The 13,465-nt window shown below is 72.7% G+C and carries 8 protein-coding genes; 4 read left to right on the top strand and 4 right to left on the bottom strand.

All coding sequences use genetic code 11. The features are described from left to right. The first annotated feature begins 60 nt into the window (after positions 1 to 60). The 4 genes from ACIGA3_RS04390 (at position 61) to ACIGA3_RS04375 (ending at position 7,805) form a co-directional block, all read left to right on the top strand. A complete protein-coding gene (locus ACIGA3_RS04390) occupies positions 61 to 3,780 on the top strand; it encodes an ABC transporter ATP-binding protein (RefSeq protein ID WP_399710391.1) in 3,720 nt (1,239 codons plus the stop codon). A gap of 106 nt (positions 3,781 to 3,886) precedes the next feature. Next, positions 3,887 to 4,279 (top strand): hypothetical protein, encoded by a 393-nt coding sequence (locus ACIGA3_RS04385; protein ID WP_399710389.1) that lies wholly within the window; start codon positions 3,887 to 3,889, stop codon positions 4,277 to 4,279. 87 nt (positions 4,280 to 4,366) lie between these two features. After that, on the top strand, positions 4,367 to 5,800 hold the full coding sequence (locus ACIGA3_RS04380; RefSeq protein WP_399710387.1) for a S28 family serine protease: 1,434 nt from the start codon (positions 4,367 to 4,369) through the stop codon (positions 5,798 to 5,800). A 163-nt stretch (positions 5,801 to 5,963) separates the two neighbouring features. Beyond that, entirely contained in the window at positions 5,964 to 7,805 is a 1,842-nt protein-coding gene (locus ACIGA3_RS04375; RefSeq protein WP_399710385.1) for a glycoside hydrolase family 3 protein, read from the top strand. A 175-nt stretch (positions 7,806 to 7,980) separates the two neighbouring features. Here the strand turns inward: ACIGA3_RS04375 and ACIGA3_RS04370 are convergent, their stop codons facing one another. From ACIGA3_RS04370 to ACIGA3_RS04355, 4 genes are read right to left on the bottom strand one after another with little or no spacing between them, the layout of a single operon-like run. Continuing rightward, positions 7,981 to 8,883: a ribokinase gene (locus ACIGA3_RS04370; RefSeq protein WP_399710384.1), complete on the bottom strand. Its 903-nt coding sequence runs from the start codon at positions 8,881 to 8,883 to the stop codon at positions 7,981 to 7,983. 29 nt (positions 8,884 to 8,912) lie between these two features. Beyond that, positions 8,913 to 10,865, bottom strand: coding sequence for a substrate-binding domain-containing protein (locus tag ACIGA3_RS04365; protein ID WP_399710382.1), 1,953 nt, complete (start codon positions 10,863 to 10,865; stop codon positions 8,913 to 8,915). Continuing rightward, positions 10,855 to 12,387: a sugar ABC transporter ATP-binding protein gene (locus ACIGA3_RS04360; protein ID WP_399710380.1), complete on the bottom strand. Its 1,533-nt coding sequence runs from the start codon at positions 12,385 to 12,387 to the stop codon at positions 10,855 to 10,857. Before ACIGA3_RS04360 ends, ACIGA3_RS04365 begins: the two co-directional genes overlap by 11 nt. Continuing rightward, positions 12,384 to 13,442, bottom strand: coding sequence for a LacI family DNA-binding transcriptional regulator (locus ACIGA3_RS04355; RefSeq protein ID WP_399710378.1), 1,059 nt, complete (start codon positions 13,440 to 13,442; stop codon positions 12,384 to 12,386). Before ACIGA3_RS04355 ends, ACIGA3_RS04360 begins: the two co-directional genes overlap by 4 nt. Positions 13,443 to 13,465 lie beyond the last annotated feature (23 nt).

Below are 13,465 nucleotides of genomic sequence, written 5' to 3'. Positions count from 1 at the left end.
CCCTGCCACCCCGCGTTTGTGCCTCACGGAAGATCAGGCAGAGCGACGGAGGACACCCGCGTGGGACCGCAACGGGGATGGGCACGACGGCTGGCGGGTTACGCCTGGCGCCATCCGAAGGACGTCGTCCTGGCGCTCGGCGCCTCCCTGGGCGGCATGGCCGTCATGGCCGTGGTCCCGCTGATCACCAAGGTGATCATCGACGACGTGATCGGCGGCCACACCCGGGACATGGCCCCCTGGGCGGGCGCCCTGCTCGCCGCCGCCGTGCTGATCTACGCCCTCACCTACGTCCGCCGCTACTACGGCGGCCGGCTCGCCCTGGACGTCCAGCACGACCTGCGCACCGGGATGTACGACACGATCACCCGGCTCGACGGCCGCCGCCAGGACGAGCTGTCCACCGGGCAGGTCGTCGGCCGGGCCACCAGCGACCTCCAGCTGATCCAGGGCCTGCTGTTCATGCTCCCGATGACCATCGGGAACGTCCTGCTCTTCCTGATCTCGCTCGGCATCATGGCCTGGCTGTCGCTCCCGCTGACCCTGGTCGCGCTCGCCGTCGCCCCCGCCCTCGGCTGGATCGCCCGCCGCAGCCGGACCAGGCTGCACCCCGCCACCTGGTACGCCCAGGCCCAGGCCGCCGCCGTCGCGGGCGTGGTCGACGGCGCGGTGAGCGGCGTACGCGTGGTCAAGGGGTTCGGGCAGGAGGAGCAGGAGACCGGGAAGCTGCGCGAGGTCGGCCGCAGGCTGTTCGCGGGGCGGCTGCGTACCATCCGGCTGAACAGCAGGTACACCCCTGCCCTCCAGGCCGTACCCGCGCTCGGCCAGGTCGCCATGCTGGCCGTCGGCGGCTGGCTCGCGGTGCGCGGGCACATCACGCTGGGCACCTTCGTCGCCTTCTCCACCTACCTCGCCCAGCTCGTCGGCCCGGTGCGGATGCTCGCCGTGGTGCTCACCGTCGGCCAGCAGGCCCGCGCGGGCACCGAACGCGTGCTGGAGCTGATCGACACCGAGCCGACCCTGAAGGACGGCACCAAGACCCTCCCCGCCGACGCGCCCGCCTCCGTCGAGTTCGACGGCGTCTCCTTCGGCTACGACCCCGGGCGCCCGGTGCTCGACGGGCTCAGCCTGGAGATCCGGCCCGGCGAGACCCTGGCCGTCGTCGGCTCCTCCGGCTCCGGCAAGTCCACCCTCTCCCTGCTCCTGCCGCGCTTCTACGACGTCACCCACGGCGCCGTCCTGGTCGGCGGCCACGACGTGCGTGAGCTGACGCTGGACTCGCTGCGCGCCGCGATCGGCCTGGTCCCGGAGGACTCCTTCCTGTTCTCCGCCACCGTCCGCGAGAACATCGCCTACGGCCGCCCCGACGCGACCCAGGACGAGATCGAGGCCGCCGCCCGCGCCGCCCAGGCCGACCGCTTCGTCAGCGAGCTGCCCGACGGGTACGACACCAAGGTCGGCGAGCACGGCCTGACCCTCTCCGGCGGCCAGCGCCAGCGCCTCGCCCTCGCCCGCGCCCTGCTCACCGACCCCCGCCTGCTGGTACTGGACGACGCCACCTCCGCCGTGGACGTACGGGTCGAGCACGAGATCCACGAGGCGCTCGCCCACGTCATGGCGGGCCGCACCACCCTGCTCATCGCCCACCGCCGCTCCACCCTCAGCCTCGCCGACCGCATCGCCGTGCTGGACGGCGGCCGCCTGGTCGGCCTCGGCACCGACGAGGAACTCCAGGAGCGCTGTCCGCTCTACCGCAGGCTGCTCACCGACCCCGACGAGCTGGGCGCCCCCTCACCGGGCCGCGCCCGCCCGGTCGAGCCGGCCGAGGACACCTCCGTCCGCGACGAGCTGGACGCCGAGTTCGACGCCGAGCGCGGGGTCACCCCCCGGCTGTGGACCGGCGACCGCACCCCCAGGGAAGAGACCCTCTCCGGCACCCCGGCCACGCCCGAGCTGCTCGCCCAGGTCGAGGCGCTGCCCCCGGCCACCGACACCCCGGACGTGGACGAGGCCCGCGCGGTCCGCGCCGAGGACTCCTACGGGCTGCGCCGCCTGCTGCACGGCTTCGGGCGCCCCCTGCTGATCAGCCTGCTGCTGGTCGCCGTCGACGCGGGCTCGGGCCTGCTGCTGCCGGTGCTGATCCGGCACGGCATCGACGAGGGCGTCACCCGTACCGCCATCGGCGCGGTCTGGGCGGCCTCCCTGTTCGGTCTGCTCACCGTGCTGGTGCAGTGGACGGCGCAGTACGGCGAGACCCGGATGACCGGCCGCACCGGCGAGCGGGTGCTGTACGCGCTGCGGCTGAAGATCTTCACCCAGCTCCAGCGGCTCGGCCTGGACTACTACGAGCGCGAGCTGACCGGCCGGATCATGACCCGGATGACCACCGACGTGGACGCGCTGTCCACGTTCCTCCAGACCGGCCTGGTCACCGCGTTCGTCTCGGTCGTCACCTTCTTCGGGATCATGGGCACCCTGCTGGTGCTCGACATCCATCTCGCGCTCGTCGTGTTCGCCACCCTGCCCCCGCTGATCATCGCCACCTTCTTCTTCCGCCGGGCCAGCGTGAAGGCGTACGAGCTGGCGCGGGAGCGGGTGTCGGTGGTCAACGCCGACCTCCAGGAGTCCGTGGCGGGCCTCAGGATCGTGCAGGCGTTCCGCCGCGAGCGGGACGGCGGGCGCCGGTTCGCCGAGCGCAGCGACTCCTACCGGCAGGCCCGTATCCGGGGTCAGTGGCTGATCTCGATCTACTTCCCGTTCGTCCAGCTGCTGTCCTCGGTCGCGGCCGCCGCCGTGCTGATCTCCGGTGCCGGGCGGGTGGAGGCGGCCACGCTGACCACGGGCGCGCTGGTCGCCTACCTGCTCTACATCGACCTGTTCTTCGCCCCCGTGCAGCAGCTCTCCCAGGTCTTCGACGGCTACCAGCAGGCCACCGTCTCCCTCGGCCGCATCCAGGAGCTGCTGCGCGAACCCGCCTCCACCGGGTCCGCCGCCGCCCCGCTGGACGTGCTCTCGCTGCGCGGCGACATCGCCTTCGAGGACGTGTCCTTCGCCTACGGCGACGAGGAGGAGGCGCTCACCGGCATCGACCTGGCCATCCCGGCCGGGCAGACCGTCGCCTTCGTCGGCGAGACCGGCGCGGGCAAGTCGACCTTGGTCAAGCTGGTCGCCCGGTTCTACGACCCGACCTCGGGCCGGGTCACCGCCGACGGCACCGATCTGCGCGCCCTGGACCTCACCTCGTACCGGCACCGGCTCGGGGTGGTGCCGCAGGAGGCGTACCTGTTCCCCGGCACGATCCGCGACGCCATCGCCTACGGGCGGCCCGACGCGAGTGACGCCGAGGTGGAGGCGGCGGCGCGGGCGGTCGGCGCGCACGAGATGATCGCCACCCTCGACGGCGGCTATCTGCACGAGGTCGCCGAGCGCGGCCGCAACCTCTCGGCCGGCCAGCGCCAGCTGATCGCGCTCGCCCGCGCCGAACTCGTCGACCCCGACGTGCTGCTGCTGGACGAGGCGACCGCCGCGCTGGACCTGGCCACCGAGGCCCAGGTCAACCACGCCACCGACCGGCTCGCGGGCCGCCGCACCACCCTGGTGGTGGCCCACCGGCTGACCACGGCCGCCCGCGCCGACCGGGTCGTGGTGATGGAGCACGGCCGGGTCGTGGAGGACGGCCACCACACGGAACTCCTCGCCCTCGACGGCCGGTACGCCGATATGTGGCGGACCTTCGTGGGCCAGTCGGAGCCGGAGGAGCCGGTCGGCGTCACCCCCTGAGCGGCGCGTTTCGCTGACGGCCGTGCAACCATCCGGCACAGCCGGTGCGTCCGTACATCAGTACGTAGATCGCAAAAGTGTGCCCGTGGGGCGGGGAGGGACGGCCGTGGACGGTGGGGCGATACGGCGGCTCGCGGCGCTCGGCACGGCCGCGCTGACCCTGTCCGGGGTGTTCGCCCTCGCGGCCCCCGGCACCGCCGAGGCCGCCACCGCCGGGCGGTGTGCCGGGCGCGAGGTGCGCGCCCTGCCGTTCGCCACCGGCACCGTCCACCTCTACCGGCACAACGGCTACGTCTGCGCCACCACCGTCGCCAGGAAGCCCGGCACCGGCGGCCTGCTGCTGGTCAGTGTGCAGGCGCGCGGCAACCGGCCGGTGACCGACCGGGGCCGCTACAAGCACCACGCCGGACCCGTCACCGTCCACGCCGGGCACCGGTGCGTCAAGGTGCGCGGAGCGGCCGGCCGGGGTGCCGTCAGCTCCGGCTGGATTCTGTGCTGATCGCGCGAGGTGGCCAATACCCTCTGGTGTGAAGGCAGTTGCTCGGATAGCTTCCGGCGGACATCTGTCTCACAGGGGAGAGTGCGCATGCGCAAGGCGCTGAGATGGCTGCTGGCGCTCACGGTGCTCATCGGCACACTGGGCACGGCGGGCACAGCGGGGGCGGCCACCACCGCACCGCCGGCACCCACGGACATCAAGGACCGGCTGCTGGCGATACCCGGCATCAGCCTGGTGGAGGAGAAGCCGTACACCGGCTACCGCTACTTCGTCCTGAACTTCACCCAGCCGGTCGACCACCGGCACCCGGCCAGGGGCACCTTCCAGCAGCGGATCACCGTGCTGCACAAGGACACCAGCCGCCCGACCGTCTTCTACACCAGCGGCTACAACGTCTCCACCACGCCGTCCCGCCGCGAGCCCACCCAGATCGTGGACGGCAACCAGGTCTCGCTGGAGTACCGCTTCTTCACCCCGTCCCGCCCGGCCCCGGCCGACTGGTCCAAGCTGGACATCTGGCAGGCCGCCAGCGACCAGCACCGCGTCTACGAGGCGCTGAAGCCGCTGTACTCCGCCAACTGGCTGGCCACCGGCGGCTCCAAGGGCGGCATGACGGCCACCTACTACGAGCGCTTCTACCCCCGCGACATGGACGGCGTCGTCGCCTACGTCGCCCCCAACGACGTGGTGAACAACGAGGATTCGGCCTACGACCGCTTCTTCGCGAGCGTCGGCACCAAGGAGTGCCGCGACAAGCTGAACGCCGTCCAGCGCGAGGCCCTGGTCCGCCGCGAGCCGCTGGAGAAGCGGTACGCCCAGTACGCGGCCGACAACGGCTACACCTTCACCACCGTCGGCTCCCTGGACAAGGCGTACGAGGCCGTCGTCCTCGACTATGTGTGGGGCTTCTGGCAGTACAGCGGCCTCGCCGACTGCGACTCCATCCCGGCGGGCGCGGCCACCGCGACCGACGACGCGATCTGGGACTCGGTCGACACCATCTCCGGCTTCTCCGCCTACGCCGACCAGGGCCTGGAGCAGTACACGCCGTACTACTACCAGGCGGGCACCCAGCTCGGCGCGCCCACCATCGGCTTCCCGCACATCGAGCGGAAGCTGATCCGCTACGGCTACCAGCCGCCGCGCAACTTCGTGCCCCGCTCCATCCCGATGCGCTTCCAGAAGGGCGCCATGCGGGACGTGGACAGCTGGGTCCGCCACGACGCCCGGCACATGCTCTTCGTGTACGGGCAGAACGACCCGTGGGGCTCCGAGCGGTTCCGCCCCGGCGCGGGCGCCCGTGACTCCTACGTGTTCACCGCGCCCGGCATGAACCACGGCGCCAATGTCGCGGGGCTCGTCGCCGACGAGCGGGCCTTCGCCACCGCCCGCATCCTCAAGTGGGCCGGGGTGGCGTCCCCGGCGGTCCAGGCCGACCCGTCGGCGGCGAAGCCGCTGGCCCGGTTCGACGGCAAGCTGGACGTACGGGACGTGGAGCGCGAGCCCGCGCTGCGCCCGTAGGCAGGCCGGAAAGGGGGGTGCCGGTTCGTCCGGTGCCCCCCTTCTCCGTTTTCCGTCGCGGTGGGTGATGCCCCGTGAGTTCCCTTGACGGAAAGAAACTTCCCGGATATTGGTGACTTCCGAAAGTTTCCTTCAGCGGTTCTCTCCTTCGGAAGGGGCGCACGTGCACCACACCAGCACGGGAAGCACGGGAAACACCGCGGGGCCCTCCAGACGGTCCCTGTTCGCCGCGACGGCCGGCCTCGGCGCCGCGCTCGCCGTCCCCGCCGCCTCCGGCAGGGCCCACGCCGCCGCCCCCGACGACGCGGCGCTGCGCGCGATCATCGCGCGGATGACGCTGGAGGAGAAGGTCGGCCAGCTCTTCGTCTCCCGGATCTACGGCCACTCCGCCACCGCGCCCGACCAGGCCGACGTCGACGCCAACGTCAAGGAACTCGGCGTCCGCACCGCCGACGAGCTGATCGAGCGCTACCGGGTCGGCGGCATCATCTACTTCACCTGGGCGCACAACACCCGCGACCCGCACCAGATCGCCGACCTCTCGGGCGGCATCCAGCGGTCCTCTCTCACCCGGCCGCGCGGGCTGCCCATGCTCATCGCCACCGACCAGGAGCACGGCGCGGTCTGCCGCATCGGCAAGCCCGCCACCCTGCTCCCCGGCGCCATGGCGCTGGCCGCCGGCCGCTCGCGCACCGACGTACGCACCACCGGCCGTATCTCCGGCACCGAGCTGCGCGCGATGGGCGTCAACCAGGACTACGCGCCCGACGCCGACGTCAACGTCAACCCGGCCAACCCGGTCATCGGCGTACGGTCCTTCGGCGCCGACCCGGAGCTGGTCGGCACCCTGGTGGCGGCCGAGGTGAAGGGCTACCAGTCGGCCGGGGTCGCGGCCACCGCCAAGCACTTCCCGGGCCACGGCGACACCGCCGTCGACAGCCACACCGGCTTCCCGGTCATCACCCACAGCCGGGAGCTGTGGGACAAGCTGGACGCGGTGCCGTTCCGGGCCGCCGTCGCCGCGGGCATCGACTCCGTGATGACCGCGCACATCCAGTTCCCCGCGCTCGACCCCTCCGGCGACCCCGCCACCCTCTCCCACCCGATCGTCACCGGCATCCTGCGCGGCGAACTCGGCTACGACGGAGTCGTCATCACCGACTCCCTCGGCATGGAGGGCGTGCGTACCAAGTACGGCGACGACGGGGTGCCGGTGCTCGCGCTCAAGGCCGGGGTGGACCAGCTGCTCAACCCGCCGTCCATGGACGTGGCCTGGAACGCGGTGCTGGCCGCCGTGCGCGACGGCGAGCTGACCGAGGCCCGCGTGGACGAATCGGTTCTGCGCATCCTGCGGATGAAGGCGAAGCTCGGCCTCTTCCAGGGCACCCGTGTCACCCGCGCCGAAGTCGACCGGACCGTGGGCAACCGGCAGCACCTGGCCGCCGCCGACCACATCGCCGAGCGCACCACGACCCTGCTCGTCAACGAGGGCCGCCTGCTCCCGCTCGACCGCCGCCGGCAGCCGAAGATCCTGGTCGTGGGCGCCGACCCGGCCTCCCCGTCCGGCACCACCGGCCCGCCCACCGGAGTACTGGCCGCCGCCCTCACCGAACTGGGCTTCACCGCCACGGCGTTGTCCACCGGCACCGCACCCACTGCGGACACCATCGCCAAGGCGGTCACGGCCGCGCAGGGCGCCGACGCGGTGATCGTGGCCACGTACAACGTGACGGCGGCCAACTCCCAGCGCACCCTGGTCCAGCGGCTGCTGGCCACCGGCCGCCCGGTGATCGCCCTGGCCATCCGCAACCCGTACGACGTCGCCCAGCTCACCGAGGTGAAGGCGCACCTGGCGGCCTACTCGTGGACCGACGTCGAAATCCGCGCCGCCGCACGCGTCATCGCGGGACGGGTGAAGCCGCGCGGCAAGCTCCCGGTGCCGATCGCGCGGGCCGACGACCCCGCCCAGGAGCTGTATCCCCTCGGCCACGGACTGACGTACTAGGGGCCCGCGAAAAAAATTGAGCGGGCGTGCAACCCTTCGCCGCCATCCGGTGTCGTACTACGCGTCAGGGCTTCGGGGGGGATTCCGTGGGGGGATTGCGAAGCTCTGACGGGTAGGGGGAAAGCCGAGGGGGCGTCCCCGGTCGATTCGACCGGGGACGCCCCCTCGAAATATGTCAGGCGTCCAGCGCCGCCACTTCCGCCGCCGTCGGGTACGACTCCTGCGCCCCGCGCCGGGTCACCGCGGCCGCGCCCACCCGCGCCGCGAACGCCGCCGCCTCCGCCAACTCGGCGCCCGCGCCCAGCCGCCAGGCCAGCGCGGCCGTGAACGCGTCCCCGGCACCGGTGGTGTCCACCGCGGCCACCGCCACCGACGGCACCGCCCGCGAACCCGAGGCGTCGCACACCAGCGCACCCCGCGCGCCCAGCGTCACCACCACCGAGCGCGGGCCCAGCGCCAGCAGCCGCCGGGCCCACTCGGCGGGATCGTCACCGCTCTCCCCGTCGCCGAGCAGCACCCGCGCCTCGTGCTCGTTGACCACCAGCGGATCGCACGCGGCCAGCACCTCGGCGGGCAGCGGGCGCGGCGGGGACGGGTTCAGCACGAACCGGGTGCCCTCGGGCAGCCCCCGCACCACGGCCGACACCGTCTCCAACGGGATCTCCAGCTGCGCCGACACCACCCGTGCCGCGCCCAGCACCCCCGCCCGCACATCACCCTCGGTGAGGCGGGCGTTGGCGCCGGGGGAGACCACGATGCTGTTGTCCCCGGACGGGTCGACGGTGATCAGCGCGACCCCGGTCGGCGCCCCGCCGGTCAGCACGGCGGCCGTGTCCACCCCGGCCGAGCGGAGCGAGTCCAGCAGCAGCCGGCCGTGGCCGTCGTCGCCGACCCGCGCCAGCAGCGCCGTACGGGCGCCGAGGCGGGCGGCGGCGACCGCCTGGTTGGCGCCCTTGCCGCCCGGATGGACGGCCAGGTCACCGCCGAGCACCGTCTCCCCGGCACCCGGCCGCCGCTCCACCCCGACCACCAGATCGGCGTTGGCGGACCCCACGACCAGCAGGTCGTAGTCGTACATCAAGGCTCCCTTGCAGATGTGAGGCGCGGTCAGCCGGTGAAGCCGGCCACGTTCTCCCGGGTGACGACCTTCACCGGCACCTTCACCATCGGCGCGACCTTGCCGCCGTCCAGCGCCTTGAGGGCGTTGGTGACGGCGATCCGGCCGAGCTGGGTCGGCTGCTGCGCCACCGACGCGTACAGACTGCCGTTCTTGACGGCCTTGAGCCCGTCCGGGGTGCCGTCGAAGCCGACGACCTGCACGGACTTGCCCGCCTTCGCGCCGAGTGCCTTGATCGCGCCGAGGGCCATCTCGTCGTTGGCCGCGATGACGCCCTGCACGTCGGGGTGCGCCTGGAGCAGGTTGGACATCACGTCGAGCCCCTTGGCCCGGTCGAAGTCGGCGGGCTGCTGGGCCAGCACCTTGATGCCGGGGAACTGCTTCAGCCCCTTGGCGAAGCCCTCGGCCCGCTCGCGCGCGGCGGAGGTGCCCGCCTGGCCCTGGAGGACGACGATCCGGCCCTTGCCGCCGAGCTTCTCCGCGACCGTCTTCGCGGCCAGCTCGCCGCCCGCCACGTTGTCGGAGGCGACCAGCGCGGCCACCGGCGCCTTGTTGACACCGCGGTCCACGGCGATCACCGGGATGTCGGCCTTGTTCGCGGCCTTCACCGAGTTGCCGGCCGCGTCGGAGTCCACCGGGTTGACGATGACCGCGCCGTAGCCGGAGCTGGTGAAGTTCTGGAGCTGGTCGGCCTGCTGGGAGGCGTCGTCACGGGCGTCGGTGACGGTGAGGTCCACGCCCCGCTTCTCCGCCTCCGCCTGCGCGCCGGCCCTGATCTGCACGAAGAACGGGTTGTTGAGCGTCGACAGCGACAGACCCAGCTTGGGGTTCGCGGGGGCCGAGCGGTCGTGCAGGAAGGAGGTCGCGCCGACGATCGCCACCGTCACCACGGCCGCGAGCCCGTACGTCGCCGCCTGCTTGCCCCGGTTCCCGCCGCCGGTACCGGCCGCCACCGGGGTCGCCCCGGCCTTGCGGCGCACGGTGTCCAGCAGCACGGCCAGCGCGATGACGACACCGATCACCACCTGCTGCCAGAACGCGGAGACCGAGAGCAGGTTGAGGCCGTTGCGCAGCACCGCCAGGATCAGGGCGCCGATCAGGGTGCCCGACGCCTTGCCGGTGCCGCCCGCCAGCGAGGCACCGCCGATGACGACGGCCGCGATGGCGTCCAGCTCGTAGCCGTCGGCGGCCTGCGGCTGCGCCGAGGAGAGCCGGGAGGCCAGCACCACACCGGCGACGGCCGCGAACACCCCGGACAGCGCGTACACGGCGAGCTTCTGCCGCTTCACCCTCAGGCCGGAGAGGCGCGCGGCCTCCTCGTTGCCGCCGATCGCGTACATGGACCGGCCGATGTAGGTCCGCCCCAGCACGAAGGCCGCGAGCAGCCCCATCACCACCATGACCAGCACGGGCACCGGCAGCCAGTTGCCGAGGGTGTCCCCGAGGTGCGAGACGGAGTCCGGGAACGGGATCGGCACGCCCCCGGAGATCACCAGCGACAGACCGCGCGCCACCGACAGCATGGCCAGCGTGGCGATGAACGGCGGCAGCTTCCCGTACGCCGTCAGGAAGCCGTTGACCAGGCCCGCCGCGATGCCCGTGGCGAGCGCGAGGACCACCGCGAGGGCGACCGGGACGCCGTGCGACGTGGCGCTCCAGGCCAGCACGGTCGCCGACAGCGCGGCCACCGAGCCCACCGACAGGTCGATGCCCGCCGAGACGATCACGAAGGTCACACCGAAGGCGAGGATCGCCGTCACGGCCGCCTGCACACCGATGTTGAGCAGGTTGTCCGTGGTCAGGAAGTCACCGGAGAGCACCGACAGGGCTATCACGAGGACGATCAGCGCGGTCAGCGCGCCGTTGTCGAGCAGCAGCCGGCCGAAGCCGCCCGCCGTGGAACTGCCGGAGTCCGCCCGGCTCTTGAGGGTGTCAGTGGCCACCGGGGGCCTCCGTTTCGGTACTGGGGTCGATCGTGGGGGTGCCCACGGCGAGGGACATGACGGCGTCCTGGGTGGCCTCGGCGGCCGAGAGTTCGCCCGCGATCCGGCCCTGGGCCATCACCAGCACCCGGTCGCTCATGCCGAGCACCTCGGGCAGATCGCTGGAGATCATCAGGACGGCGGCACCGGCCGCGGTGAGTTCGTTGACGAGCTGGTAGATCTCGACCTTCGCGCCGACGTCGATGCCCCGCGTCGGCTCGTCGAGGATCAGCACCCGCGCGTCGGCCAGCAGCCACTTGCCGATGACGACCTTCTGCTGGTTGCCGCCGGACAGGGTGCGCGCGTGCTGGCCGAGGCCCGCCATCCGCACGTTCAGCCGCTCGGCGATCCGCCCGGCGGCCTCGTGCTGGCTCTTACGGTCCACCAGCCCGGCCCGGCTGGCCGAACGCAGGGTCACCAGGCCCAGGTTCTCCGCCACGGAGGCGTCCAGCACCAGGCCCTGGCCCTTGCGGTCCTCGGGCACCAGACCGATCCCGGCGGTCAGCGCCGCGTCCACGTCGTGCCGGCGCAGCGCGGTGCCGCGCACCTTGACCGTGCCCGCGTCGTAAGGGTCGGCGCCGAACACCGCCCGCGCGACCTCCGTACGGCCCGCGCCGACCAGCCCGGCGATGCCGACGACCTCACCGGCGTGCACCTCGAAGCTCACGTCGTGGAAGACCCCGTCACGGGTCAGCCCCTCCACCGCGAGCAACGGCGCGCCCCGCTCGGGACGTTCACGGGGGTACTGCTGCTCGATGGAGCGGCCCACCATCAGCCGGACGAGTTCGTCCTCGGGCGTGGACGCGGGCACCTGGCCGACGCTGCGGCCGTCCCGGATGACGGTGACCCGGTCGCCGAGGGCGGCGATCTCGTCCAGGTGATGGGTGATGAACACGATGCCGACGCCGTCCGCGCGCAGCGAGCGCACCAGCGTGAACAGCCGGCCGACCTCCTCGGAGGTGAGCACCGCGGTCGGCTCGTCCATGATCAGCACACGGGCGTCCAGGCTGAGCGCCTTGGCGATCTCCACCATCTGGAGCCGGGCGATGCCCAGTTCACGCACCCGGGTGCGCGGGGAGACGTCCAGGCCGACCCGCTTCAGCAGGACCTCGGCGTCGGCCTCCATCTTCTTCCGGTCGACCATGCCGAACCGGCGCGGCTGCCGGCCCAGGAAGATGTTCTCGGCCACCGTCAGATCGGGGACCAGGTTGAACTCCTGGTAGATGGTGGCGATCCCGAGCGCCTCCGCGTCCCGCGCGCTCCGCACACGGACTTCCGTGCCGTCGGCCAGGATGCGCCCGGAGTCGGGCGGGCAGGCGCCGGAGAGGGTCTTGATCAGGGTGGACTTGCCCGCGCCGTTCTCGCCGAGCAGGACATGGACCTCGCCCCGGCGCAGGCCGAAGTCGACGCCGTCCAGCGCGACCACACCGGGGAATGCCTTGCGGATGCCCTCGACGCGCAGCAGTTCGTCGGGATCGCTCACGGTGTGCTCCTCTGCACGGGGGTGCTCCTTCGCATGGGGGACGTGGGAGGAATCAGTACGGACGCCGGGGCCCCGCACGAGCGGCGCACCACCAGCCGGGCGTCGAGGGTGACGGACTCGGCGGTCCGCCCCTCGATCCGGTCGACCAGGGCGCGTACGGCGGCCCGGCCGAGTTCGCCGGTGGGCTGGGCGATGGCGGTGATCGGCGGTTCGGTGTGCACGAACCACGGGATGTCGTCGAACACCGCCAGCGCGATGTCGTCCGGCACCCGCAGCCCGCGGGCCCGGATCGCGTCCAGCGCGCCCAGTGCCATCAGGTTGTCGGCGGCGAACACCGCCCGGGGCGGCTCGGGCAGCGCGAGGAAGCCCTCGGTGACCCGGCGTCCGCTGGCCGCCTGGAAGTCGCCGTGGCCGATGTACTCGGCCGTCAGCGGCAGCCCGTACGCGGCCAGCGCGTCCCGGAAGGCGGCCACCCGCTCGCTGCCGGTCGTGGTGCCGGCCGGGCCCGCGATGATGGCGAGCCGCCGGTGCCCGAGCCCGTGCAGATGCGCCACCAGCTCCCGCACCGCCCGGCTTCCGTCGGCCCGGACCACCGGCACCTCGGCGCCCGGAATCCAGCGGTCCACGAAGACCAGCGGGGTGCCCGCGCGGGCCGCGTCCAGCAGCAGCGGGGAGCCGCCGGGGGCGGGGGAGACCAGCAGACCGTCGATCCGGCGGTCCAGCAGGGTCGTCACGTGGTGGTCCTGGAGGTCGGGCCGTTCGTCGGCGTTGCCGATGATCACGCTGTAGCCCAGCGCGCGGGCCGCCTCCTCCACCGAGCGGGCCAGCTCGGTGAAGTACGGGTTGAGCACATCGCCGATCACCAGCCCGAGGGTGTGGGTCTGGTCGGTGCGCAGGGAGCGGGCCACGGCGTTGGGCCGGTAGCCCAGCGTGGCCACGGCGGCCAGCACACGGGAGCGCGCCTCGGCGCTCACCGAAGGGTGAGCGTTCAGCACGCGCGAGACCGTGGCGACGGAGACACCCGCCGCGGCGGCGACGTCCTTGATGCTCGCCATCGACGGCTCCACCTCCTTGTGGA

The organism is Streptomyces sp. NPDC085596 (assembly GCF_044541565.1).
Classification (GTDB): Bacteria; Actinomycetota; Actinomycetes; order Streptomycetales; family Streptomycetaceae; genus Streptomyces.
The sequence above is the reverse complement of the archived record's forward strand: the minus strand, read 5'-3'. Positions and strand labels throughout refer to the sequence as shown.